23 protein-coding genes are annotated in these 22,387 nt (G+C 70.6%); 9 read left to right on the top strand and 14 right to left on the bottom strand.

The window, feature by feature from the left end:
* The first annotated feature begins 6 nt into the window (after positions 1–6).
* Positions 7–1,707: a hypothetical protein gene (locus KZ813_RS10230; protein ID WP_258046643.1), complete on the top strand. Its 1,701-nt coding sequence runs from the start codon at positions 7–9 to the stop codon at positions 1,705–1,707.
* Between the two features lie 152 nt (positions 1,708–1,859).
* Here KZ813_RS10230 and KZ813_RS10225 read toward each other — a convergent pair whose 3' ends face one another.
* From KZ813_RS10225 to KZ813_RS20475, 4 genes are all read right to left on the bottom strand, one after another.
* Positions 1,860–2,990: a GNAT family N-acetyltransferase gene (locus KZ813_RS10225; RefSeq protein WP_219754895.1), complete on the bottom strand. Its 1,131-nt coding sequence runs from the start codon at positions 2,988–2,990 to the stop codon at positions 1,860–1,862.
* Positions 2,991–3,231: 241 nt separating this feature from the next.
* Complete coding sequence (locus KZ813_RS10220; RefSeq protein WP_219754894.1) at positions 3,232–3,702, bottom strand: RidA family protein; 471 nt, start codon at positions 3,700–3,702, stop codon at positions 3,232–3,234.
* A gap of 93 nt (positions 3,703–3,795) precedes the next feature.
* Positions 3,796–4,446, bottom strand: a complete 651-nt coding sequence (locus KZ813_RS10215) for an HAD family hydrolase (RefSeq protein WP_219754893.1) — start codon at positions 4,444–4,446, stop codon at positions 3,796–3,798.
* Positions 4,443–4,931: a DUF3572 domain-containing protein gene (locus KZ813_RS20475; protein ID WP_373369271.1), complete on the bottom strand. Its 489-nt coding sequence runs from the start codon at positions 4,929–4,931 to the stop codon at positions 4,443–4,445. The genes KZ813_RS10215 and KZ813_RS20475 overlap by 4 nt, the downstream gene beginning before the upstream one ends.
* On the opposite strand from KZ813_RS20475, the gene KZ813_RS10205 reads away from it, so the two are divergent.
* Positions 4,821–5,120: a response regulator gene (locus KZ813_RS10205; protein WP_373369270.1), complete on the top strand. Its 300-nt coding sequence runs from the start codon at positions 4,821–4,823 to the stop codon at positions 5,118–5,120. The genes KZ813_RS20475 and KZ813_RS10205 overlap by 111 nt on opposite strands.
* A 196-nt stretch (positions 5,121–5,316) precedes the next feature.
* Here KZ813_RS10205 and KZ813_RS10200 read toward each other — a convergent pair whose 3' ends face one another.
* The 4 genes from KZ813_RS10200 to KZ813_RS10185 form a co-directional block, all read right to left on the bottom strand.
* Complete coding sequence (locus KZ813_RS10200) at positions 5,317–6,264, bottom strand: 50S ribosomal protein L11 methyltransferase (RefSeq protein WP_219754890.1); 948 nt, start codon at positions 6,262–6,264, stop codon at positions 5,317–5,319.
* Positions 6,254–6,949 carry an SDR family NAD(P)-dependent oxidoreductase gene (locus tag KZ813_RS10195; RefSeq protein WP_219754889.1) on the bottom strand — a complete coding sequence of 232 codons (696 nt, stop codon included), beginning with the start codon at positions 6,947–6,949 and terminating at the stop codon, positions 6,254–6,256. Before KZ813_RS10195 ends, KZ813_RS10200 begins: the two co-directional genes overlap by 11 nt.
* Before the next feature lie 162 nt (positions 6,950–7,111).
* Positions 7,112–8,461 (bottom strand): methyl-accepting chemotaxis protein, encoded by a 1,350-nt coding sequence (locus KZ813_RS10190; protein ID WP_219754888.1) that lies wholly within the window; start codon positions 8,459–8,461, stop codon positions 7,112–7,114.
* A 29-nt stretch (positions 8,462–8,490) separates the two neighbouring features.
* Positions 8,491–9,846 carry a methyl-accepting chemotaxis protein gene (locus KZ813_RS10185; protein ID WP_258046641.1) on the bottom strand — a complete coding sequence of 452 codons (1,356 nt, stop codon included), beginning with the start codon at positions 9,844–9,846 and terminating at the stop codon, positions 8,491–8,493.
* 182 nt (positions 9,847–10,028) lie between these two features.
* On the opposite strand from KZ813_RS10185, the gene sdhC reads away from it, so the two are divergent.
* Genes sdhC through sdhA form a run of 3 tightly spaced genes read left to right on the top strand, consistent with a single transcriptional unit; the run spans position 10,029 to position 12,636 of the window.
* Entirely contained in the window at positions 10,029–10,457 is a 429-nt protein-coding gene (gene sdhC, locus KZ813_RS10180) for a succinate dehydrogenase, cytochrome b556 subunit (RefSeq protein ID WP_219754887.1), read from the top strand.
* On the top strand, positions 10,457–10,834 hold the full coding sequence (gene sdhD, locus KZ813_RS10175) for a succinate dehydrogenase, hydrophobic membrane anchor protein (protein WP_219754886.1): 378 nt from the start codon (positions 10,457–10,459) through the stop codon (positions 10,832–10,834). Before sdhC ends, sdhD begins: the two co-directional genes overlap by 1 nt.
* Entirely contained in the window at positions 10,834–12,636 is a 1,803-nt protein-coding gene (gene sdhA / locus KZ813_RS10170; protein ID WP_219754885.1) for a succinate dehydrogenase flavoprotein subunit, read from the top strand. Before sdhD ends, sdhA begins: the two co-directional genes overlap by 1 nt.
* On the opposite strand, the gene KZ813_RS10165 is transcribed toward sdhA, so the two are convergent.
* Both KZ813_RS10165 and KZ813_RS20105 read right to left on the bottom strand, forming a co-directional pair.
* The gene (locus KZ813_RS10165; protein ID WP_219754884.1) at positions 12,637–12,960 is read right to left on the bottom strand and encodes a DUF5615 family PIN-like protein; all 324 of its coding nucleotides are present in this window, start codon (positions 12,958–12,960) and stop codon (positions 12,637–12,639) included.
* A complete protein-coding gene (locus KZ813_RS20105; RefSeq protein WP_258046640.1) occupies positions 12,957–13,304 on the bottom strand; it encodes a DUF433 domain-containing protein in 348 nt (115 codons plus the stop codon). Before KZ813_RS20105 ends, KZ813_RS10165 begins: the two co-directional genes overlap by 4 nt.
* Between KZ813_RS20105 and KZ813_RS10155 the strand changes: the two genes are divergently transcribed.
* Positions 13,291–13,860, top strand: coding sequence for an ATP-dependent Clp protease proteolytic subunit (locus KZ813_RS10155; protein ID WP_219754883.1), 570 nt, complete (start codon positions 13,291–13,293; stop codon positions 13,858–13,860). The genes KZ813_RS20105 and KZ813_RS10155 overlap by 14 nt on opposite strands.
* 48 nt (positions 13,861–13,908) lie before the next feature.
* Here KZ813_RS10155 and KZ813_RS10150 read toward each other — a convergent pair whose 3' ends face one another.
* A complete protein-coding gene (locus KZ813_RS10150; RefSeq protein ID WP_219754882.1) occupies positions 13,909–14,508 on the bottom strand; it encodes a DnaJ domain-containing protein in 600 nt (199 codons plus the stop codon).
* Positions 14,509–14,552: 44 nt separating this feature from the next.
* On the opposite strand from KZ813_RS10150, the gene KZ813_RS10145 reads away from it, so the two are divergent.
* Positions 14,553–14,843, top strand: coding sequence for a BolA family protein (locus KZ813_RS10145; RefSeq protein WP_219754881.1), 291 nt, complete (start codon positions 14,553–14,555; stop codon positions 14,841–14,843).
* The gene (locus tag KZ813_RS10140) at positions 14,840–15,553 is read left to right on the top strand and encodes a glutathione S-transferase (protein WP_219754880.1); all 714 of its coding nucleotides are present in this window, start codon (positions 14,840–14,842) and stop codon (positions 15,551–15,553) included. Before KZ813_RS10145 ends, KZ813_RS10140 begins: the two co-directional genes overlap by 4 nt.
* Positions 15,554–15,680: 127 nt before the next feature.
* Here KZ813_RS10140 and KZ813_RS20375 read toward each other — a convergent pair whose 3' ends face one another.
* On the bottom strand, positions 15,681–17,366 hold the full coding sequence (locus tag KZ813_RS20375) for a DUF3597 domain-containing protein (protein ID WP_308461853.1): 1,686 nt from the start codon (positions 17,364–17,366) through the stop codon (positions 15,681–15,683).
* A 273-nt stretch (positions 17,367–17,639) separates the two neighbouring features.
* Complete coding sequence (locus tag KZ813_RS10130) at positions 17,640–18,038, bottom strand: hypothetical protein (RefSeq protein ID WP_219754879.1); 399 nt, start codon at positions 18,036–18,038, stop codon at positions 17,640–17,642.
* A 246-nt stretch (positions 18,039–18,284) separates the two neighbouring features.
* Here KZ813_RS10130 and KZ813_RS10125 point away from each other — a divergent pair, with 246 nt between their 5' ends.
* Complete coding sequence (locus tag KZ813_RS10125; protein WP_219754878.1) at positions 18,285–19,202, top strand: hypothetical protein; 918 nt, start codon at positions 18,285–18,287, stop codon at positions 19,200–19,202.
* Positions 19,203–19,221: 19 nt separating this feature from the next.
* Here the strand turns inward: KZ813_RS10125 and uvrA are convergent, their stop codons facing one another.
* Positions 19,222–22,143, bottom strand: coding sequence for an excinuclease ABC subunit UvrA (gene uvrA / locus KZ813_RS10120; RefSeq protein ID WP_219754877.1), 2,922 nt, complete (start codon positions 22,141–22,143; stop codon positions 19,222–19,224).
* Positions 22,144–22,387: the final 244 nt, after the last annotated feature.

Genomic DNA, 22,387 nt, shown 5'->3' with positions numbered 1-22,387 from the left:
CTCGCGATGCAGGCAGAGCGGCTCCATTGGTGGCAGACGCGGTGGTTCGTGCTCGCCGCCATGCTGGCGGCGTGCGTGCCGCTGCTGTGGCCCGACATCCCCCCGATCGTCGACCTGCCCGGTCACATGGGGCGCTACCGCGTCCAGCTCGACCGCGGCGCGCACCCCTGGCTGAGCGACTGGTACCAGTTCCGCTGGTCGCTGATCGGCAATCTCGGGGTCGACCTGCTGATCGAGCCGCTCGCGCCGCTGATCGGGCTGGAGCCCGCGGTCAAGCTGATCATCCTCACCATCCCCGCGCTCACTGTCGGCGGGCTGCTGTGGATCGCGCGCGAGGTGCACGGGCGCATCCCGCCGACCGCGCTGTTCGCGCTGCCGCTCGCCTACGGCTATCCGTTCCAGTTCGGCTTCGTGAACTTCGCGCTGTCCATGGCCTGGACGTTGTGCCTGTTCGGCCTGTGGCTGCGCTTGGCGCGGCTGGGGCGGCTGAGACTGCGCGCCGTGCTGTTCGTGCCGCTCTCGTGCGTCCTGTGGGTGTGCCACACCTTCGGCTGGGGCGTGCTGGGTGTGCTGGCCTTCTCGAGCGAGCTGATCCGCCAGCACGACCTGCGCCGCACGGGCGGCGGCGGCTGGCTGGAGACCTGGGTGCGCGCCGGGCTCGGCTGCGTGCCGCTGGCGCTGCCGATGCTGCTGATGGTGGCGTGGCGCTCGGGCGCGGACGTCACCGGCCAGACCGCCGACTTCTTCTTCTGGAACACCAAGATCGCCTGGATCGTGATGGCGCTCCGCGATCGCTGGATGTGGTTCGACGTCGCCAGCGTCGCGGTGATCTACCTCGTGCTGTTCAAGGCGGTGCGCGACCCGCGGATCGGCTACTCGCGCCACCTCGGCCTGTCGGCGCTGCTGATGCTGCTGGTGTACATCCTGCTGCCGCGGATCGTCTTCGGTTCGGCCTATGCCGACATGCGGATGGCGCCCTTCATGGTCGCGGTGGCGGTGATCGCGATCCGGCCCAAGCCGGGCGCCGACCTGCGCCACGCCGCGCTGCTCGCCGCCGCGGGGCTGAGCTTCTACGCGGTGCGCCTCGCCGCGACCACGATCAGCTTCGCGCGCTTCGACGCCGACTATGACGCGGAGCTCGCCGCGCTGCCGCACGTGCCGATCGGCGCGCGGCTGATCAGCTTCGTCGGCCACAATTGCTCGAACGCCTGGCGCATGTCGCGGCTGGAGCATCTGCCCGCGATCGCGCTGGAGCGGCGGCTGGCCTATACCGACGACCAATGGTCGATGGCGGGGGCGCAGCTGCTCACCGTCCACTATGGCGACGCCGGACCCTATGCGCACGACCCGACGCAGATCGTCACCTCGGTCAAATGCCCGTACGAATGGTGGCGCCCGGCCAATTACGCGCTGGCGCGCTTCCCGCGCGACGCCTTCGACTATGTCTGGCTGATCCGCCCGCCGGCGTACAACCCGCGCTTCACCGCCGGGCTGGTGCCGGTGTGGCGCTCGCCGACGAGCAACTCGATGCTGTTCCGCGTCGACCATGACGCGCCGATGATCGACGCGACCGACGAGGAGCTGGGCGTGCCGCGCTGGCTGATCGAGCGGATGCGCCGCCGCAGCGCACGGCTCGAGCGGCTGCGCGAGCGGCAGGAGCGCGAGCAGGAGCGGCTCGAGCGGCTGCGCGTCGAGCAGGAGCGCTGACCCTATGATCCTTCTCTGGAAGGGGAGGTGGCGCGCGCAGCGCGACGGAGGGGTGTCGCCGTTGGTGGGTCCATCGACACTCGCCGGCCGGATCACCCCTCCGTCAGTCCTGCGGCCTGCCACCTCCCCTGCAAGGGGAGGATTCGAACCAGTCACCCCCGGCGGAACGGGGTGAGCTCGCCGAGGAACTCCTGTTCCTGCACCACCGCGGCGCGCTCGCGCACGAGGAAGTCGGCCACCGCGCGGCGGAACGAGGCGTCGGGGATGTAATGCGCCGACCAGGTCGGCACCGGGACATAGCCGCGCGCCAGCTTGTGCTCGCCCTGCGCGCCGGCCTCCACCGTCCTCAGGCCGCGCGCGATCGCGGCGTCGATCGCCTGATAATAGCACAGCTCGAAGTGGAGAAAGGGCACCTCCTCGGTGCAGCCCCAGTAGCGGCCGTAGAGCGCGTCGTCCCCGATCAGGTTGAGCGCGCCCGCGATCGGCACGCCGTCGCGCTCGGCCAGGATCAGCAGCACGCGCTCCCCCAGCGCCTCCCCCAGCAGCGGGAAGAAGGTGCGCGTCAGATAGGGCCTGCCCCATTTGCGGCTGCCGGTGTCCTGGTAGAAGCGCCAGAAGGCGTCCCACTCGCGCCGCCCGATCGCGGCGCCGCTGAGATGGCGGATCGTCAGCCCCTCGACCGCGGCGGCGCGCTCCTTGCGGATCGCCTTGCGCTTGCGGCTGGCGAGTGCGCCGAGGAAGTCGTCGAAGGTCGCGTAGCCCTGGTTCTGCCAGTGATATTGCGTGCCCTCGCGGATCAGCCACCCGGCGCGCTCGAACGCCGCGATCTGGTCGGGCGCGACGAAGGTGGCGTGCGCGGAGGAGAGGTCGTGGCGGTCGGTCACCGCCTCCAGCGCGGCGATCAGCGCGGGCGCGGCATCGGGGTCGCGCAGCAGCAGCCGCGCGCCCGGCACCGGCGTGAACGGCACCGCGACCTGGAGCTTGGGATAATAGCTGCCGCCGGCGCGCTCCCAGGCGTCGGCCCAGCCGTGGTCGAAGACGTATTCGCCCTGGCTGTGGCTCTTGGCATAAGCGGGCGCGATGGCGGCGGGGGCGCCGTCGGCGCCGTCCACCACGACCGGGATCGGCTGCCAGCCGCTGCGCCCGCCGACGCTGCCTGACTCCTCCAGCGCGGCGAGGAAGGCGTGGCCGAGAAAGGGGTTGGCGGGGCCGGCGCAGGCGTCCCACTGGTCGGCGGGGATCGCGCCGACCCCATCGGCGATTCGCGCGGTGAGCGAGGTCATCGCGGCCTAGGTAGGGCGAGCCGGGCGGGGGTTAAAGGACGGAGCGGCGCCGCGCGCGGTTTCCGGGGATACGGCCGCTGGGTTCCGCACGATCTGCCTGCCTCCGCCGGCCCGTCCGTGTTCCGGGGGTCAGTGCGGCGTGCGCACCGCGGTACGGGCATGCGGCCCCGTGGCTTCCGGACCGAGGCCGGGATGACGGAGGGTAGCCGGACGAAGGCGTCGCGCTCCGGCCAGCCCCGCGTCAGAGCGAGGCGGCGACCTCGACGATCGCGTCGACCTCGACCGCGGCGCCGAGCGGCAGCGCCGCCACGCCCACCGCCGAGCGCGCGTGGCGCCCCGCGTCGCCGAACAGCTTGACCATCAGCTCGCTGGCGCCGTTGGCCACCTTGGGCTGGTCGGTGAAATCGGCGGTGGAGTTGACGAACACGCCGAGCTTCACGATCCGCGTGACCTGCTCGAGCGTGCCGAGATGCGCCCTGAGCTGCGCCACCAGCATCAGCGCGCAGCGCTGCGCCGCGTCCTGCCCCTGCTCGAGGCTCACGTCGTCGCCGAGCCGCCCGGTGACGACCGCGCCGTCCTTGAACGGCAGCTGGCCCGAGACGTGGAGCAGCCCGCCCGCGGCGACGACGGGGACATAGGCGGCCACCGGGGCGGCGGCCTGGGGCAGCGTCAGGCCGAGCTCGGCGAGCGCGCGGTCGATACGATCGGTCATGCGCTCCCCCTGCGGCGCGTTCCCGCGCCGGTCAAGCCTGAGGCGGCGCGTTCCCGCGCCGGTCAAGCCTGAGGCGGCGCGTTCCCGCGCCGGTCAAGCCTCGGCCGGCGTCGCCTCGACCGCGGGTGCGGGCACGCCGTCTTCGAAGCGCGCCGCGATCCACGCCTCGGCCGCGGGCCAGTCGTCGATGCGCGCGTGCGCCCGGGGCGCGGGGGGGACGCCCGCGGCGAGCGCGGGCTCGGCGATCATGTGGAGCCGCCACACGCCGGGCGCGTGCTGCGCCACCGATTCATGGTGGTGCGGCAGATCGTCGACGAAGACGGTGACGGGGTCGCCGTATTCGGCCACCAGCCGCGCCACCGGCGCGCCCTTGCCGCCCTGGTTGCACTCGACGCGGTGCGCGATGCCGAACCGCTCGAGCTGCGCCACCCGGTGCGTGCGGCACTGGTCCTCGAGGTTGGTGAGGATGACGATGTCGGCGCGCTCGGCCAGCCGCGCCAGCGCCGCGCCGGCGTGCGGCACCAGCGTCTGGCGCGCCATCTCGGCCGGGAAGAAGCCGCCGAGATAGCCGAACATCTCCGCCTGGGTCAGCGGCGCGCCGCCGCGCCGACGCATGTTCTTGGCCAATTCCCAGCTATCGTAGCGGAACTCGATGTCGTGCGCTTCGTCGAGCCAGGTGGCGAAGTGGCGCACCATGTGGAGTAAGACCTCGTCGCAGTCGCTGATCAGCAGCGGTCGAGTCATCGTGGCGCTTCCTCCAGTCGGGCGCGTGCCGCGACGAGCGCGGCGGGCGTGGTGCCGATCGCCGCGGCGCAGGCGAGGAGATCGGGCTCGTGCGCCTCGAGGAAGGCGAGGCACGCGGCCAGGACGGCGGGTTCGCGCAGGCGCGCGCGCAGATCGTCGGGTGCGAGCCCCGTCACGCCGATAAGTCGTTCGGCGCGCAACGGTTCGTTAAGCGTCCAGGCGAGAGCGTCGAGCGCGATCGTGGTCGCGTCGGACTGGTTTGGATCGGTTCGGACCATTATCTGTCGATGCGTCAGAGGAGAAAGTGGCGCGTGGCCAAACGGGTGCTCGTTGTCGAGGACAATGAACTCAATCTCAAGCTGTTCTGTGACCTGTTGCGGGCGCACGACTTCGCCGTCGAGCCGGTGCGCGACGGGCGCGAGGCGGTGGAGCGCACCCGCGCGTTCATGCCCGACCTGATCGTGATGGACATACAGATGCCGCACGTGACGGGCTATGAGCTGATCCTCGAGCTCAAGGCCGACGCGGCACTGCGCCACATCCCGGTGATGGCGGTGACCGCCTATGCGGGGCGCGAGGACGAGGAGCGGATCCGCGCCGCGGGGGCGGACGCCTATATCTCCAAGCCGATCACGCTGGCGCGCTTCATCACCGCGGTGGGGTCGCTGGTGTGAGCAGCGGCGCGGTGCCGCTCGCCCGCGGCTGAGCGATAGCGCCTGCCTCTTGCCTGTTCCCCAACGGACGCCGGGGCCCAGTTGGGGGACGCTGGCGAGACCCACCGCCGCTCTCTCACCTGGACCCCGGCTTCCGCCGGGGAACAGGGTCGTGAGGGAGGGTCGAGGTCCACGACCGCCCGCCATCGTCCCTACCCTATAGGTCGAGCGCCCAGCCGTCGCGCCCGCGCGGGTCGGGGGCCTGTTCGGGGACGTGGCGGGTCGCGCCCGCGGCCAGCCGCAGGATCGTCCAGTCGCCGCGGCGGTCGACCGCCTCCAACGCGCAGCCGAAGCGCTCGAACGCCGCCACCACCTCGGCGCGCTGCGTCTCGAGCAGTCCGGCGAGCACGATCGCGGCGCGCGGCGCGGCGATCGCCGCCACCTCGGGCGCCATCGAGATCAGCGGCCCGGCCAGGATGTTGGCGATCACCAGGTCGTAGGGCGCGCGCGCCGCGATCGACTCGGCCAGCGCGCCGTCGGCGACCACCAGCGCGATGCCGTCGACCGCGTTGGCCGCCATGTTCGCGCGGGTCACCTCGATCGCGGCTGGGTCGATGTCGGTCGCGGTCACCCGCGCGGCGGGCCAGAGGTGGCGCGCGGCGAAGGCGAGCAGCCCGGTGCCGGTGCCGAGGTCGATCGCGTTGTCCACCGCGCGGTCGGCGAGCGAGTCGAGCATGGCGAGGCAGCCCGAGGTGGTGGCGTGATGACCGGTGCCGAACGCCTGGCCCGCGTCGATCAGGAAGGCGCGCCCGCCCGGCGGTGCCTCCGCCGGGTGCGCGCTGGTGTGGACGACGAAGCGCCCCTCGCTGATCGGCTCCAGCCCGGCCTGGCTCAGCGTCACCCAGTCCTGCGCGGTGAGCGCGGTCACCGCCGGCTCGGTCCCCCCCGCGCTCGGCACCAGCGCGCGCAGCGCCGCGAGCATCGCCGAGTCGGGCGCGTGCTCCATATAGGCGTCGAGCCGCCAGCGCTCGCGATCGTCCTCGACCTCCTCGCTGGTCATCAGCACCGCGTCGATCGCGAGATCGTCGGCGGCGTCGATCGCCTCGGCTTCGGCGCGGGTGCAGGGCAGGGTGACGCGCCAGCTGTCGATCGCCTCAGCGGACATAGCTGGCCCCGTTCACGTCGAGCACCGCGCCGGTCATCGACGCCGGCGCCTCGAGCGCGAGGAAGCGTGCCACCGCGGCCACCTCCTCGGGCTGGGCGACGCGACCGAGCGGGATGTCGGCGAGGAGCTTGTCGCCGCCACGGCTGGCGAGATAGTCCTCGGCCATGCCGGTCATGGTGAAGCCCGGGCAGATCGCGAAGGCGAGGATCTCGTCGCGGGCATAGCCGCGCGCGATCGTCTTGGTCATCGCCACCATGCCCGCCTTGGCGGCGGCATAGTGCCAGTGCGCCGGGCTGTCGCCGCGATAGGCGGCGCGACTGGCGACGTTGACCAGCCGGCCGCCGCGCCCGCCCGCCTGCCAGTGGCGCACCGCCAGCCGGCTCAGCTCGGCCGCGGCGGTGAGGTTGATCCGCAGCGTGCGCTCCCAGCCGGCGACCCAGTCGTCCGAGTCGAGCGGGTTGGCCTCGAACACGCCGGCGTTGTTGATCAGCACGTCGACGCGGCCGCCGAGCCGGTCGAGCGCGGCGTCCCATAGGAGCGCGGGCGCGGCGGGGTCGGCGAAGTCGGCGGCGAGGCCGCTCGCGGTGGCGTGGCGCGCGAGCGTGACGCCGGGGGCGGCGTCGAGCGCGGCGGCGACGGCGGCGCCGATGCCGCGGCTCGCCCCGGTGAGGAGGATGTTGACCATGCGCGCCGCGATAGGACGGGAGCGGGCGCTGGGCCAGAGGCGTCGCGTGGAGGTGGTCCGACCGGCGGGTCGCTCACGCCTCATCCGCCCCTCGCGGTGGAGGATCGCGATCGAGAGAGCCGCAGGGAAAGCGCGCCGCGACCCCGCCCGCTCCCGCTCCGCTCATCCCTCGCTCGCGGAGAAGCTCTCCGCCGAGGCGCGCAGCGTGTCGAACCGGTCGCCGATCTGCTCGAAGGCGTGGCCGAGCGACTCGATCTCGCCGGTGACGTCGTTGGTGTCCTCGCGGATCGCCGCGATGGTGTGCGACATCGAGTCGGCCGCCAGCGCGGTCTCGTCGACCGCGGCGGTGATCGCGGTGACGGTCTGCGCCTGCAGCTGCATCGCCGCGGTGACCTGCACCGCCGAGCGCCGCACCTTGCCCACCGTGTCCTTGATCGAGGCCGAGGTGTCGACCGTGACCCGCGTGGCGGCCTGGATCGCGGCGATCTTGGCGGCGATGTCGTCGGTGGCGCGCGCGGTCTGGCTGGCGAGGCTCTTCACCTCCTGCGCCACCACCGCGAAGCCGCGCCCGGCGTCGCCCGCGCGCGCCGCCTCGATCGTGGCGTTGAGCGCGAGCAGGTTGGTCTGGCCCGCGATGTCGCGGATCAGCCCCAGGATCGACTCGATCGACTTGGCATGGTCGCTCAGCGCCGCGCTGGCGCTCACCGCGTCCTCGGCCTGCGCGTTCGCGTCCTCCAGCGTGGTGGTGCAGGCGCGCATGTCGCTCTGCACCGAATCGATCGCGCGGATCAGCCCCGCCGCGGTGGAGGCGGCGTCGCGCATCGCCACGGCGGACTGTTCGGCCGCGGTGGCGACCTCGCTCGTCTTGTCGAGCATGCCGCGGGTCGAGCCCGCCACGGCGCGCGCCTTGTCGCGCACGACCTGGCCGCGAGTCGCGATCACGCCGATGCCGTCGCTGATGCTGGTGCGGAACGCCGCCGCACGCTCGGCGCGCACCGCGCGTGTCGCGCCCAGCGACAGCTCGCCGAGCCGCGACGCCATCAGGTCCGATTCCATCATCGCCAGCCGCAGCACGACGTTGCTCAGTCGCTGCAGCCTCGCGGCGTCGCCCGCGCAGCCGGTGCCGAGCAGCTCCAGCGTGTGGCCGTGCGCGCGCGTCAGCGCGGCGAGCAGCAGCGTCAGCGGCACGCCATTGGCCTGCGAGACGTCGACCTGGCCGATCACCATCGCGTGCCAGCGCGCGCTGAACGGCTCGGTGTAGCGCAGCCGCATGTAATGGGTCGCGCGGCCGAGCTGGTCGGCGAGCCGCTCCGCGCCGATGCCGCGCGTCGCCGCGGGCAGCGTCGGCAGCGCGAGCAGATGGTCCCAGAAGGTCTGCGCCACCTGGCGCCAGCCGTCGGCGGCGTCGAGCAGCGCGGCGATCTCCCCGCACGCCGGCAGGATGCCGCCGTCCCAGTCGAAGTCGCCGACGCGGTCGGTCAGGCCGCGCTCATCGTGGTGCACCATCCGCATCGACGCTCACTCGCACCCGAAGGAAAAGATCAGGCCGCGACCTTGCTGGCGAAGTCGCCGGCGTGGCCGTCCAGCGCGCCGAGACGGCCAGCCAGCGAGTCGAAGCCCGCCCCGAGCCGGTCGATCTCGGTCGCCACCGTCTCGGTGTCCTCGCGGATCGCGGCGATCGTGTGCGACATCGAGTCGGCCGCCAGCGCGGTCTCGTCCACCGCCGCGGTGATCGCGGTGACGGTCTGCGCCTGCGACTCCATCGCGTGGCGGATCCGCGTCGCCGAATCCTGCACCTCGGCGACGGTGGTGCGGATCGAGGCCGAGGTGTCGACCGTGACCCGCGTGGCGGCCTGGATCGCGGCGATCTTGGCGGCGATGTCGTCGGTGGCGCGCGCGGTCTGGCTGGCGAGGCTCTTCACCTCCTGCGCCACCACCGCGAAGCCGCGCCCGGCGTCGCCCGCGCGCGCCGCCTCGATCGTGGCGTTGAGCGCGAGCAGGTTGGTCTGGCCCGCGATGTCGCGGATCAGCCCCAGGATCGACTCGATCGACTTGGCATGGTCGCTCAGCGCGCCCGAGACGTTGACCGCGTCGCCCGCCTGGCCGGCGGCGCGCGTGGCGATATCGGCGGCGACCTCGACCTCGGCGCGCGCGTCCTCGATCGCGCGGATCAGCCCCGCCGCGGTGGAGGCGGCGTCGCGCATCGCCACCGCCGACTGTTCCGCCGCGGCGGCGACCTCGCTGGTCTTGCCCAGCATGCCGCGCGCCGCCGAGGACGCGTGGGAGGCCTGGGCGCGGAGGTTGTCGCCCTCGCGCGTGGTGTCCTCCACCGTCACCGCGATGCCGTCGCGGAACTCGGCGGCGAGCCGGTCGCGCGCCACCTGCGCGCGGTGCTCGCGGTAGGAGGCGTACATCTCGACCGTGATCTCCCCCTCCAGCGCGGACAGGCGCATCAGCGTGTCGACCAGCTCGGGCAGCCGCGGATCGTCGCGCGCCACCGTCGCCATCAGCACGTCGAGCGCGGCGCGGTCGCTCGCGCTGATCATCGACAGGAGCGCCATCGGCGTGACGTCGGCGGCATAGGCGCCGGCGACCGAGCGCTCGATCGACTCGATCCAGGCGCGCTCGCGGGTGCGCAGGAAGCGGTTCTCGAGGAAGGTGCAGCCCAGGTCGATCATCCGCTCGGTCTCGTGCGTCGCCCACGAGCGGCGGTCGGCGAAGCAGCGCTGCCACTGCTCCCAATAGGCGTGCGCGATCTCCCGGACGCGCGGTGCCAGCGCCTCCCACACGTCGCGCGACGCCTGGGTCAGCCGGCCGTCGACGTCGAACACGCGGAAGCGGGCGGTGAGGTCGAAGGTAGCGGCGACCGATCCGATCGGCGGCAGGTCGTGGGGCAAGGAGCGGCTCCCGGGATGGTCAGAGTCGACGCTCTAGCTAGCGCTCCCGGGTTAACAGTGGGTTAGGCAACGCTCGCCGATTCGACGCCGCGCACCCGGCACCAAGCTTGCATCACGCCGCGGCTGGACGCATAGACCGCGCCAAATCTGTCCGCCGTATCGTCACCCGAGGAACCCAGCGCTTGGCCTCCAAACCCGCCCGCCCGCGCAGCCCGCATCTGTTCAGCGGCCCGCTGCGGCTGCACTATCGCTGGTCGCCGGCGATGACCGCCTCGATCTTCCACCGCGTCACCGGCGACGGCATGGCGACGGTGGGGACGCTGCTGCTGGTGTGGTGGCTCGCCGCGATCGCCGCCGGACCGCAGGCGTACGGCGTGTTCCTCGACGTGTTCACCACCGCGAGCGGGGCGCTCAACCCGCTCGGCTGGATCGTCGGCGTCGGGCTCACCTGGTCGCTGTTCCAGCACATGATGAGCGGCATCCGCCATCTCATCCTCGACACCGGCGCGGCGTTCGAGCTGAAGGTCAACCGCACGCTGGCGCTGCTCACCTTCGTCCTGTCGGTGCTGCTCACCGCCGGCTTCTGGTTTCTCCTCCTGGGGCTCAAGTAATGACGACCGAGATCGGCCGCGTCCGCGGGCTGGGCAGCGCGCACGCCGGGGCGCATCACTGGTGGCACCACAAGATCACCGCGGGCACCAATTTCCTGCTGCTGGTGTGGTTCCTGGCGTCGATCGCGATGCTGCCCTCCTATGACCACACCACCGTGCGGCTGTGGCTCTCCTCGGCCTGGGCGGCGGTGCCGATGGCGCTGCTGATCGCCTCGGTCTTCTATCACTTCCGCCTCGGGCTGCAGGTGGTGATCGAGGATTACTCGCACAAAGAGAACCGCTTCGTGCTGACGATCCTGCTCAACCTGTTCACCGCCGCGACCGCCGGGGTCGCCATCTTCTCGATCCTCAAGGTCGCCTTCGGAGCCGCCGCCTGATGTCCGACGCGTACAAGATCATCGACCACACCTATGACGCGGTGGTCGTCGGCGCGGGCGGCTCGGGGCTGCGCGCGACCATGGGGATCGCCGAGAGCGGGCTGAAGACCGCCTGCATCACCAAGGTGTTCCCGACGCGCAGCCACACCGTCGCGGCGCAGGGCGGGATCGCCGCCTCGCTCGGCAACAACTCGCCCGACCATTGGTCGTGGCACATGTTCGACACCGTCAAGGGCTCCGACTGGCTCGGCGACCAGGACGCGATCGAGTATATGGTGCGCGAGGCGCCGGCCGCGGTCTACGAGCTGGAACATGCCGGCGTGCCGTTCAGCCGCAACGACAACGGCACGATCTACCAGCGCCCGTTCGGCGGCCACATGCAGAACATGGGCGAGGGCCCGCCGGTGCAGCGCACCTGCGCCGCGGCGGACCGCACCGGCCACGCCATGCTCCACGCGCTGTACCAGCAGAGCCTGAAGTATGACGCCGACTTCTACGTCGAATATTTCGCGCTCGACCTGATCATGGAGAACGGCGCCTGCCGCGGCGTGATCGCTCTGTGCATGGAGGACGGCTCGATTCACCGCTTCCGCGCGCACGCGGTGGTGCTCGCCACCGGGGGCGGCGGGCGCGTCTACCAGTCGGCCACCTCGGCGCATACCTGCACCGGGGACGGCAACGGCATGGCGCTGCGCGCCGGCCTGCCGCTGCAGGACATGGAGTTCGTCCAGTTCCACCCGACCGGCATCTACGGCGCGGGCGTGCTGATCACCGAGGGCGCGCGCGGCGAGGGCGGTTACCTCACCAACTCCGAGGGCGAGCGCTTCATGGAGCGCTACGCCCCCAGCGCCAAGGACCTCGCCAGCCGCGACGTGGTGGCGCGCTCGATGGCGATGGAGATGCGCGAGGGCCGCGGCGTCGGCAAGGAGAAGGACCATATCTTCCTCCACCTCGACCATATCGACCCCAAGGTGCTGCACGAGCGGCTGCCCGGGATCACCGAGACGGGCAAGATCTTCGCCGGCGTCGACCTGACGCGCCAGCCGCTGCCGGTGACCCCGACGGTCCATTACAACATGGGCGGCGTGCCGTGTAACTATCACGGCGAGGTCGTGCGGCTGAGGGACGGCGACCCTGACTCGGTCGTCCCCGGGCTGTTCGCGGTCGGCGAGGCGGCCTGCGTCTCGGTCCACGGCGCCAACCGGCTCGGCTCCAACTCGCTGATCGACCTCGTCGTGTTCGGCCGCGCCACTGGGCTGCGGCTGAAGGAGACGCTCAAGCCCAACACGCCGCACAACCCGCTGCCCGCGGGCTCGGAGGAGATGGCGCTGAGCCGGCTCGATCATTTCCGCCACGCGAGCGGCGGTACGCCGACCGCCAAGCTGCGCGGCGAGATGCAGCGGACGATGCAGCGCCACTGCGCGGTGTTCCGCGACTCGGCGCTGCTCGCCGAGGGCGTCGAGAAGATCGAGGCGATCTACCAGGGCGTGCAGGACGTCGGCGTGACCGACCGCTCGCTCGTCTGGAACACCGACCTGATCGAGACGCTCGAGCTCGACAACCTCATCGGCCAGGCGGTGGTGACGATGAAGAGCGCGGCCAACCGCAAGGAGAGCCGCGGCGCGCACATGCACGAGGACTTCCCGGAGCGCGACGACGCCAACTGGATGAAGCACACGATCACCACGTTCGAGGGCTGGGGCGGCAAGAGCGGCGCCACCGCGATCGACTATCGCCCGGTCCACGACTACACGCTCACCGACGACGTCGAGTACATCAAGCCGAAGAAGCGCGTCTACTGATCAGCGGACCTCGACCAGGCGCTCGCCGGCGGCAAGGGCCTGGTCGATCATCGGCCAACGCGGTGTCAGCCAGGCCACGAGGCCACGGTTGCTGGCATTTCCGACGCGAAGCCACAGTAGGGCGAAGCGATCGGGCAGGCGAAGGTAGCGGAAGTCCTCGTCCTTGGTGACGAGCACCGCCTGGATCCGCTCGGCTTCCCTCGCGATGACGGCGTCGGGCGCGGCGGCAAGACCCTGGTCGCTGACATGGTGAGCGATGTGATCGCGCACCCGGAGGAAGTCGCACAGCCGCGGCGGCAGCTGCGCGTCGACCAGGAAGATCATCCCTTCGCGGTAACGACCGGGTGGTCCGTGTCGCGCGCGGCGAAGGCGAGCGCGGCGGCGACGTCCTCGGCGCTGACATAGGGGAAGTCGGCGACGATCTCACCGACGCTCGCCCCGCCCGCTAGCATGTCGAGCACGTCGCTGACCCGCACGCGTGTGCCCGCGATGACGGGGCGTCCGCCGCAGACCGCCGGATCGACGCTGACGCGCGGATGAATGAGCGAGGCCATGGCGGCCAAGATCGGGCGCCGCGACAGAGCGGTCAAGCGGGCATCGACTTTATCGACCCACGACAGGGAACCCTCCTCCTCCCTGTCGCTTACCGCCGCCATGACCGACAGCAACGCGGCCCGCTACCCGCTCCTCGCCAACCCGCACATCCAGCTCCACGGCACCGTGGACGATTCCATGTACGCGCGGTTCAAAGAGCAACTCGCGCTGGCTCCGGCCGACGGCCCGATCGTCGTCTCGCTCACGACGCTCGGCGGCGACCCCGAGATGGCGCGCGCGATGGGCGACTCGATCCGCCTGCTACGCGAGTATACAGGCCGCGAGGCGCTGTTCCTCGGCAAGGTCGCTGTCTATTCGGCCGGAAGCACCTTCATGTCCGCCTTCCCGGTCGAGTGCCGCTTCCTCACGCGCAACTCCCGGCTGATGATCCACGAGCGCAGCATGACCAGCACGCTCCAGCTCTCCGGCCCGCTCAACACCATCCCGCCCGTGCTGAAGGCCAAGCTCAACGAGATCGCCGACTCGATCCGAATCCAGGAGGAGGGGTTCGCCGACCTCGTCCGCGGCAGCCGGGTGACCCTGGACGAACTGAAGCGCCGCGCCCCTGACAATTGGTACATCGAGGCGAACGAGGCGCGCGAACTCGGGCTCGTCCTCGACGTCATATGACGCCCGCGCCGCGCCGTCAGCCCCCGCGCTGACCCGTCCCGGCGAGCGTCAGGCGAAGGCCGGCGCCTGGCGGAGCTGGTGGTAGGCGCCGATCACCTTGGCCAGCATCGCCTCGTGGCTGCGATCGCCGCCGTTGCGGTCGGGATGGTAGCGGCGCACCAGCTCGGAATAGCGGCGGCGCAGCGCGGCGCGATCGGCGTCCGCCGCCAACCCGAGCGTCTCGAGGTTGCGCCGGTCCTCGCCCGACAGCGGCCTGCCGTCCGCCCGCTCGGGCGCGGCGGTGCGGCGGAAGCGCGCACCGATCGCGTCGAGCGGGTCGGTGAAGTCGGCCCAGCGCGGGCCCTGGTCGCCCGCGGCGGCGCGCGCGAAGGCGCGGGTCTCGCGCTCCCACCCCGCCAGCGGGCGCTGCGCGTGGTGGATCTCCTCCGCGGTCATGCCGTCGAAATAATTGTAGCCCGCGTTGAACGCGCGGATATGGTCGAGGCAGAACCAGCGGAAGCGCGGCGGCCCCTCGGCGTTGGCGGGGCCCTCCAGCGGCGGCGCGCGGAACTCGCCCGCCTCGGCGCAGCCGGGATGCGCGCATTCCTGGGCCGCGCCCTCCACGCGGCCGTGGAAACGCGTCTGTGGTCGATCCTTGTTGAGCTTCACTGGACTGCCGTCGCTTCCCCGACAAAGCGCTGTATATGGGGTGGATGACCGACGCTTCCACCGGGCCGATCGCGGCCGAGATCACCGCCCGTCTCACCGCCGCGCTCGCCCCGTCGCACCTCGAGGTGATCAACGAGAGCGCGCTCCACCGCGGCCATGCCGGCGACGACGGCAGCGGCGAGAGCCATTTCCGCGTGCTGGTCGAGAGCCCCGCCTTCGCCGGCCGGTCGCGGGTCGAGCGGCAGCGCCTCGTCAACCGCGCGCTCGCCGCGCTGCTCGCCGACCATGTCCACGCGCTGGCGATCCGCGCCACCGCGCCGGGCGAGCCGGCGTGAGCGGCGTCTACAAGCTATGGTATTGGCCGACGATCCAGGGGCGCGGCGAGTTCGTCCGGCTCGCGCTGGAGGCGGGCGGGATCGACTATGAGGACAGCGCGCGCGTCCACGGCGTGGAGGCGATGCTGGCGGACATGACGGCGCGCCAGCCGCGCGCGCCGTTCGCGCCGCCCTATCTCGCGCTCGACGGCCACGCGGTGGCGCAGGTGGCGGACATCCTGCTGTACCTCGGCGACCGTCACGGGCTGGCGCCCTCCAGCATCGCCGAGCGCTACTGGGTCCACCAGCTGCAGCTCACCGTCGCGGACCTGGTCGCCGAGGCGCACAACGTCCACCACCCCGTCGCAGCGATGGCCTATTACGAGGAGCAGAGACCCGAGGCGGCGCGCGCCGCGGCGCCGTTCCGCGACGAGCGGCTCCCCAAGTTCCTCGACCATTTCGAGGCGGCGACTCGCGCCTCCAGCGGCGAGTGGGTCACGGGCGGTCGCTGGAGCTACGTCGACACCTCGCTGTTCCAGGTGATGGCGGGCCTGCGCTACGCCTTCCCGCGGCGGATGGCGACGCTGGCGCCGCGCTACCCCGGGCTGGCGGCGCTGCACGACTCGGTCGCCGCGCTCGCCGGGGTGAGCACCTACCTCGCCGGCGCGCGGCGGCTGCCGTTCGGCGAGGAGGGCATCTTCCGCCACTATCCCGAGCTCGACGCGGCGTAGGGCGATCCTCGCCGGCACGGGAAGGGGGACCCGCCGCAGGCTGGTGGAGGGGGCGCCCCGCGAACGCCGCGCCCGCGGGGAGAACCACTCCACCACCAGTCCCGCCGAGCGGGATGGGGCCAGCCCCTCAGTCGCGCAGCGACGCTGGCACGGTGCCGCCGTTCTTCTCCAGCTCGCGCATCACCGCGCGGTGGAGCCAGATGTTCATCTCGGCCGAGCCGTCGAGCGGGCCGGTATAACCGAGCTCGGTGGCGAGCTCCTTGCGGTTGGACAGGTTCGAGTCGATGTCGAGCAGCTTCATCAGGTCGACGATCGAGGTGCGCCAGTTGAGGTCGGGGTTGCCCTTGCGCTGCTGGATGCCGGTGAGCACCTGCTCGACGTCGACCGGGGCGGCGGGCGCCGCGGGAGCGGCCGGTGCACCGGGCGTCGCCGGTGTCGCGGGAGTCGCCGGAGTCGCGGGCGGTGCGCCCGGGGCAGGGGACGGTGCGGCGCCCGCGGGGGCGTCCTTGTGCCCGCCGAACTGGCCGCCGAGCGGGCCCTTGTCGCCGAAGATCGCCTTCTTGATCGCGCCGAAGATGCTCATCTCATCGTCTCCCATCGTGTCCGGATCGTCCCCGGCAACGTCGCGCCGCGGCGAAGGTTCACCCGTGCACTCGATCATGAAGGCGGCGGTGTCGTCGGCCTCGTCGTCCCACGTGTCCGCCTCCTGCCACAGCGCCCAGGCGCTCTCCTCCTGCGGCGACCGCGGCGCACGCGCGGCGACCCGCAGCCGGTGGAGCAGCTCGATGCTCGCCGGCCCGAGCGGCTTCCCGCCGCGGCGCGCGTCCCACGCGCCCGCGGCCTGCTCGGCATGGGTGCTGCGCGCGGTCGGCGGGGCGGGGACGTCGGCGCGCGCGGCCGCGGCGGTGAACCAGGCGTCGCGCGCCTCGACCAGCGAGTCCCACTCGTCGTCGCCGATCCGGTCCGGCCCGGGCCCCATCACGCGCGCCTCCGCCGGGGTGAGCGCGCGCGCATAGGCGCGGTCGCCGGGGACGCCCTGTTCCTCGCCGGAGAAAGCGTAGGGCGGCGGGAAATGCGTGCGCCAGTCGCGCGCCCCCGCGTCCCACCACACGCCCGAACGTTGCGAATGTTGAGCCTCGGGCGACGTCTCCGCCGATGTCGGATCGGGCGCGGGCGGGGCGAGCACCACCAGCCCGGCCGCCTCGGCGCGCGCCCATTGCGCCGCGCTCCACGCGTGGCGCGCCGCGGCGTCGAGGTCGGCGACGTCGACCTCCGCGGCGCGCGCGGCGCCGCCCTCGGCCGCGACGAGGTCGAGGAAGGCGTCGAACTCCTGCGCGACCAGCCGCGCCGCCTGCGCGTCCGCCTCGGGCGCGGACTCGACCTGGCGGTCGAGCCGGTGGAGCAGCCCGAGCGCGAGCCGGTTGTCGTGGCGGTGGCGCGTGACGGTGGAGCCGTCGGCGCGGACATAGGTGTCGGTCTGGCCCTCGATCGCGCGCGCCATCAGCGTCTCGGCGACGGTCTCGCGCGCGACCAGGGTGGCGGCGCGCCAGCCGAGCGCGAAGGCGCTGCCCTTGGCCGAGCGGCGGAAGGCGAAGGCCGAGGTGGCGGAGAGGCCGACGCGCGCGGCGGCGCGTTCGACGCCATGGCCCTCCGCGATGGCTTCGAGGAAGGCGCGCTGGCGCTCGGCGGACCAGCCGTCGGCGCGGCGCGAGGGGATGAACGGGGTGGCGAGCGGGTCGGGGGCGGGGGTGGGGGGCGTCTCGGCCCGGCGTGCGGGGGCGGTGATGCCTTCCATCGGTGACATGACGGTCATGGGGCGCGGCTCGCTGCGGCTAGGGGAGGCGGCGAGGGTGCGCGGTGTTGGACGGTGTAGGACAGGGGGGCGCGCGCCGGCTGACCGGAGGAGCGTCGCCGCTCGCCAGATCGGGTCAGCGCGGACGATGGCAGGCGGACGGCACCGCGCTACGTTAAAGGCGGCGGTCTTGCCTCGATTGCCCCCTCAGCCGGAGCGAAACGCAAGATGGGCTGCTGCCGCGGGGTTGGCGGTCATCCTGACACCCGAAAACCGCCACTCTCACCCGAGATGCTACTCAGAGCGCTGTTGTATAAGTGCTGACAAAATAGAGCGTTGGCTGCTCGTAATTTCATGTAATTCGCGTTCAACGACGACAAGTCGCGCCTCTACGTTACGTTCATAACGTTCGAGAACCGCAGCCATACGGCTGACCGCATTGTCTAACTTCAAATCCGCCTGTTTTGTTAAGCTGCAGTCGTCTCCATTTGCAAGCGCGCGTTCTGCAGCTTCCCTCATACGAAGGGAGACCCAGCTGCCGATTTTCATTCCTTCCTTATTTGCCGCCGATCGCATTAGCGTGACTGTCTCGGCTTCTATGCCTTTGACGGTATACTGGCGCTTCTCGGGGGACCGATCGTCCCCATGATCGTATGTCCCAACGCCCGTACCCCCCGAGCCTGCGTGAAACATGTGATTCTCCCAGATACAAAAACGCGAGCTGACGCAATCAACGCCAACCCAACGAGATTGTTTACCTATGGGCATCCTATTGGGGTCCAGTGTCAACGTTATCGCCGGGCGTTCTGCGTCGAATGGAGCGTGAGGAGCGGCAAACCGAAGGTTGGAACTTCTTTGGCACGGTTGCGACAGGAGTGCTTAACGGGTACCTAAGGATCCCGAGGGAGGCCGGGGACAAACATTTGAACAGGGGGCTTTATGCCGGTCAGTGAGACATTCCCGGACGTTCAGATTGACCTACTGGGTCGCCTTGAGGATGGGGCAGCGAAAGCGTGCGCCAAGCTCACGAGTTACACCTGCGGCGATGGTGCGCACGCTGCCGAGTTAAATGGCAAATTCTACGATGCAGTCGCAAGCGTCGGTTCTGTGACGATCAAGTCGCTCGCCGCATCTGCTGGCGCGTTTATGCTCAACGGCGGCGTTCTGGCGATTGACGAAGAGCCAGTATCCCGCATTCTTAGTGCTGTCGTAGAGGTTGTGCGGCGAGAGTTCGACGAACGGGGTGAGGTCTTGGACGTATCCGAGTTACCTGCCTTGCTGGAAAGAGTGTTCGTCACTTATCTGTTTCACGAGATCCGCCACACCTCGCAAGGCCTTTCACTCCATGGGAACGTGAAGGAGCTCAAAAGTATAGCTGGTCCAAGCGTCATGGCCGAGTATGACGCTTTGGCCGACCGCGATGCCGCACTCGCGTTCTCCGCCATCTATGCGGAGAGTGATACGCGCGAAAGTCTCCTTGCTACTCTTCGCGAGGCTCTATTTTACTCTACTCAGTTTTTCTTCCGGGCTTTTCCTGTTCCGGAAAATAGGCCGGACAAGATAGCGCGTGCGATGGCTGTGCTCTTCATGGCGGCACGCTTAGTCGACGAGAAATCTTCCGGGATCCCTGAGGAGAATAGCGAGTTTCCGCTTGATTCGCCCTTATATGTAACGCTCTCAGCGTGCAGGCGGAAACTCGCAATTCACCGCGGCGAACCGTTTAAAACCCTTATTGGCTTTGCGAACGACGAAGAGGGGGTGAGCGCTCTCTCTTCTCATATTTGCAAGGGTGAAATGGTAGCGGCTCTCGCATTGGCTACTGAGATAATGAAGAAGGTAGAGTTCGAGACAGCATAAGCTATTCTGACTGTCTACCTCACTCCGCCGCCTCGGCCTCCGCCTTCACGGCCACCCCGCGCTTCCCCAGCAGCGGCGCGAGATACCGCCCCGTATAGCTCCGCGTCTCCTTCACCACCTGCTCCGGCGTGCCCTCGGCGACGATCTCGCCGCCCTTGACGCCGCCCTCCGGCCCCAGGTCGATGATCCAGTCGGCGGTCTTGATCACGTCGAGGTTGTGCTCGATCACCACCACGGTGTTGCCCTGCTCCACCAGAGCGTGAAGCACCTCGAGCAGCTTGCGCACGTCCTCGAAGTGCAGCCCGGTCGTCGGCTCGTCGAGGATGTACAACGTGTTCCCCGTCGCGCGGCGCGACAGTTCCTTGGCGAGCTTGACGCGCTGCGCCTCGCCGCCCGACAACGTCGTCGCCTGCTGGCCGACCTTGACGTAGCCGAGCCCGACCTCGACCAGCATCGCCATCTTGTCGCGGATCGGCGGCACGTTGGCGAAGAAGCCCGCGGCGTCCTCCACCGTCATGTCGAGCACGTCGGCGATCGAGTGGCCCTTGAACTTCACCTCCAGCGTCTCGCGGTTGTAGCGCGCGCCGTGGCACACGTCGCAGGTGACGTAGACGTCGGGGAGGAAGTGCATCTCGATCTTGAGCACGCCGTCGCCCTGGCACGCCTCGCAGCGCCCGCCCTTGACGTTGAAGCTGAACCGGCCGGGCTTGTAGCCGCGCGCGAGCGATTCCGGCAGCCCGGCGAACCAGTCGCGGATCTGGGTGAAGGCGCCCGTGTACGTCGCCGGGTTCGAGCGCGGGGTGCGGCCGATCGGCGACTGGTCGATGTCGATCACCTTGTCGAGGTGCTGCAGCCCGGTGATCTTGTCGTGCTTGCCCGCCAGCACGCGCGCGCCGTTGAGCTGGCGCGCCGCCCCCGCGAACAGCGTGTCGATGGTGAAGCTCGACTTGCCCGAGCCCGACACGCCGGTCACGCAGGTGAAGGTGCCGAGCGGGATCGACGCGGTCACGCCGGTGAGGTTGTTGGCGCGCGCGTTGTGCACCGTCAGCTTCTTGCCCGAGCCCTTGCGGCGCTTGGGCGGCACCGGCACCGCGCGCACGCCGTTGAGATAGTCGGCGGTCACCGAGCCGGTGCTGGCGAGCAGCTCGGGCAGCGTCCCCTGCGCCACCACCTCGCCGCCGCGCACGCCCGCGCCCGGCCCCATGTCGATGACGTAATCGGCGGTGCGGATCGCGTCCTCGTCATGCTCGACCACCAGCACGGTGTTGCCGAGGTCGCGCAGCCGGCGCAGCGTGGCGAGCAGCATGTCGTTGTCGCGCTGGTGCAGCCCGATCGAGGGCTCGTCGAGCACGTACAGCACCCCCGACAGCCCGCTGCCGATCTGCGAGGCGAGGCGGATGCGCTGGCTCTCGCCGCCCGAGAGCGTGCCCGAGGTGCGGTCGAGGTTGAGATAGTCGAGCCCGACGTTGTTGAGGAAGCCGAGCCGCTCGATGATCTCCTTGAGGATCCGCTCGGCGATCGCGCGCTGCTGGTCGCCGAGATGGTTCGGCAGGTCGGTGAAGAAGGCGAGCGCGTCGACCACGCTCAGCCGCGTGGCGTGGCTGATGTCCTCGTTCGCGATCTTCACCGCGAGCGCCTCGGGCTTGAGCCGCGCGCCGTGGCAGGTCTCGCACGGCTGCGACGACTGATACTTGCCCAGCTCCTCCTTGATCCACGCGCTCTCGGTGGAGAGCATGCGGCGGTTGAGGTTGCCGATCACGCCCTCGAACGGCTTCCTGACGTCGTAGCTCTTCTTGCCGTCGATGAAGGTCAGCGTCACCGGCTGCCCCTCGGTGCCGTAGAGGATCTTGTCCGCCACCTCGGGGTGGAGCTCGCCCCAGGGCGTGTCGAGCGAGAAGCCGAGCTCGCGCGCCAGGCTCGCCATCACCTGCATGTAATAGGGCGAGGGCGGGTTGCTCTTGGCCCAGGGCACCACCGCGCCCTTCTTGATGCTGAGCTCGTGGTTGGGGACGATCAGGTCCTCGTCGAACACCAGTTTCTCGCCGAGCCCGTCGCACGCCGGGCAGGCGCCCTGCGGCGCGTTGAACGAGAACAGCCGCGGCTCGATCTCGGCGATGGTGAAGCCGCTGACCGGGCAGGCGAACTTCTCCGAGAAGACGATCCGCCCCGGGGGCGCGTGGTCGCCCAGCACGACGCTCTCGGGCGTGCGCGGCTCCACCGCGTCCACCGGGTCGACATAGGCGAGCCCGTCGGCGAGCTTCAGCGCGGTCTCGAAACTGTCGGCGAGGCGCGTCGCGACGTCCTCGCGCACGACCAGGCGATCGACCACCACCTCGATGTCGTGCTTGTACTTCTTGTCGAGCGCGGGGGCCTCGTCGATCTCATGCACCGCGCCGTCGATGCGGACGCGGGTGAAGCCCGCCTTCTGCCACTCGGCCAGCTCCCTGCGATACTCGCCCTTGCGCCCGCGCACCACCGGCGCGAGCAGGTACAGCCGCGTCCCCTCGGGCAGCGCCATCACGCGGTCGACCATCTGGCTGACCGTCTGCGCCGCGATCGGCAGCCCGGTGACCGGCGAGTAGGGCACGCCGACGCGCGCCCACAGCAGGCGCATGTAATCGTAGATCTCTGTGACGGTCGCCACCGTCGAGCGCGGGTTGCGGCTCGTCGTCTTCTGCTCGATCGAGATCGCGGGGGAGAGGCCCTCGATATGGTCGACGTCGGGCTTCTGCATCAGCTCGAGGAACTGGCGCGCATAGGCCGAGAGCGACTCGACGTAGCGGCGCTGGCCCTCGGCGTAGATCGTGTCGAACGCCAGGCTCGACTTGCCCGAGCCCGACAGGCCGGTGATCACGGTGAGCGTGTCGCGCGGGATGTCGACCGACACGTCCTTGAGATTGTGCTCGCGCGCGCCGCGGACGGAGAGGGTGGTGAGGGCCATGCGGGTGTCTGTTCCAGATTTGTTCGAGCAGGTCCAGCGCGGGGCGCTTGCCCGCGCGATGTGGGACGCTAGGCTGCGCGCGACAAGGCGCGGCGGGGCACGCGCCGGCAGGGGAGCAAGCGATGGGGCGGGGCGGGCGGCGGGGCGGGCGGGGGCGCGGGCGAGCGGACGGAGGTGAGCGGCGACGCGGGATGATCGCGGCGGCGCGCGCGCTGGCCGGCGCGGCGCTGGCCGGCGCGGCGCT

Source organism: Sphingomonas folli (assembly GCF_019429525.1).
GTDB classification, from domain to species: Bacteria; Pseudomonadota; Alphaproteobacteria; order Sphingomonadales; family Sphingomonadaceae; genus Sphingomonas; species Sphingomonas folii.
Note: the sequence above shows the minus strand (reverse complement) of the source record. Positions and strands in the feature narration are given on the sequence as shown.

Coding starts and splice junctions, on each gene's coding strand:
- KZ813_RS10230 (WP_258046643.1), top strand. CDS start 7: ATGCAGGCAGAGCGGCTCCATTGGTGGCAGACGCGGTGGTTCGTGCTC.
- KZ813_RS10225 (WP_219754895.1), bottom strand. CDS start 2,990: ATGACCTCGCTCACCGCGCGAATCGCCGATGGGGTCGGCGCGATCCCC.
- KZ813_RS10220 (WP_219754894.1), bottom strand. CDS start 3,702: ATGACCGATCGTATCGACCGCGCGCTCGCCGAGCTCGGCCTGACGCTG.
- KZ813_RS10215 (WP_219754893.1), bottom strand. CDS start 4,446: ATGACTCGACCGCTGCTGATCAGCGACTGCGACGAGGTCTTACTCCAC.
- KZ813_RS10200 (WP_219754890.1), bottom strand. CDS start 6,264: ATGTCCGCTGAGGCGATCGACAGCTGGCGCGTCACCCTGCCCTGCACC.
- KZ813_RS10195 (WP_219754889.1), bottom strand. CDS start 6,949: ATGGTCAACATCCTCCTCACCGGGGCGAGCCGCGGCATCGGCGCCGCC.
- KZ813_RS10190 (WP_219754888.1), bottom strand. CDS start 8,461: ATGCGGATGGTGCACCACGATGAGCGCGGCCTGACCGACCGCGTCGGC.
- sdhD (WP_219754886.1), top strand. CDS start 10,457: ATGACGACCGAGATCGGCCGCGTCCGCGGGCTGGGCAGCGCGCACGCC.
- sdhA (WP_219754885.1), top strand. CDS start 10,834: ATGTCCGACGCGTACAAGATCATCGACCACACCTATGACGCGGTGGTC.
- KZ813_RS10165 (WP_219754884.1), bottom strand. CDS start 12,960: ATGATCTTCCTGGTCGACGCGCAGCTGCCGCCGCGGCTGTGCGACTTC.
- KZ813_RS10155 (WP_219754883.1), top strand. CDS start 13,291: ATGACCGACAGCAACGCGGCCCGCTACCCGCTCCTCGCCAACCCGCAC.
- KZ813_RS10145 (WP_219754881.1), top strand. CDS start 14,553: ATGACCGACGCTTCCACCGGGCCGATCGCGGCCGAGATCACCGCCCGT.
- KZ813_RS20375 (WP_308461853.1), bottom strand. CDS start 17,366: ATGACCGTCATGTCACCGATGGAAGGCATCACCGCCCCCGCACGCCGG.
- KZ813_RS10130 (WP_219754879.1), bottom strand. CDS start 18,038: ATGTTTCACGCAGGCTCGGGGGGTACGGGCGTTGGGACATACGATCAT.
- KZ813_RS10125 (WP_219754878.1), top strand. CDS start 18,285: ATGCCGGTCAGTGAGACATTCCCGGACGTTCAGATTGACCTACTGGGT.
- uvrA (WP_219754877.1), bottom strand. CDS start 22,143: ATGGCCCTCACCACCCTCTCCGTCCGCGGCGCGCGCGAGCACAATCTC.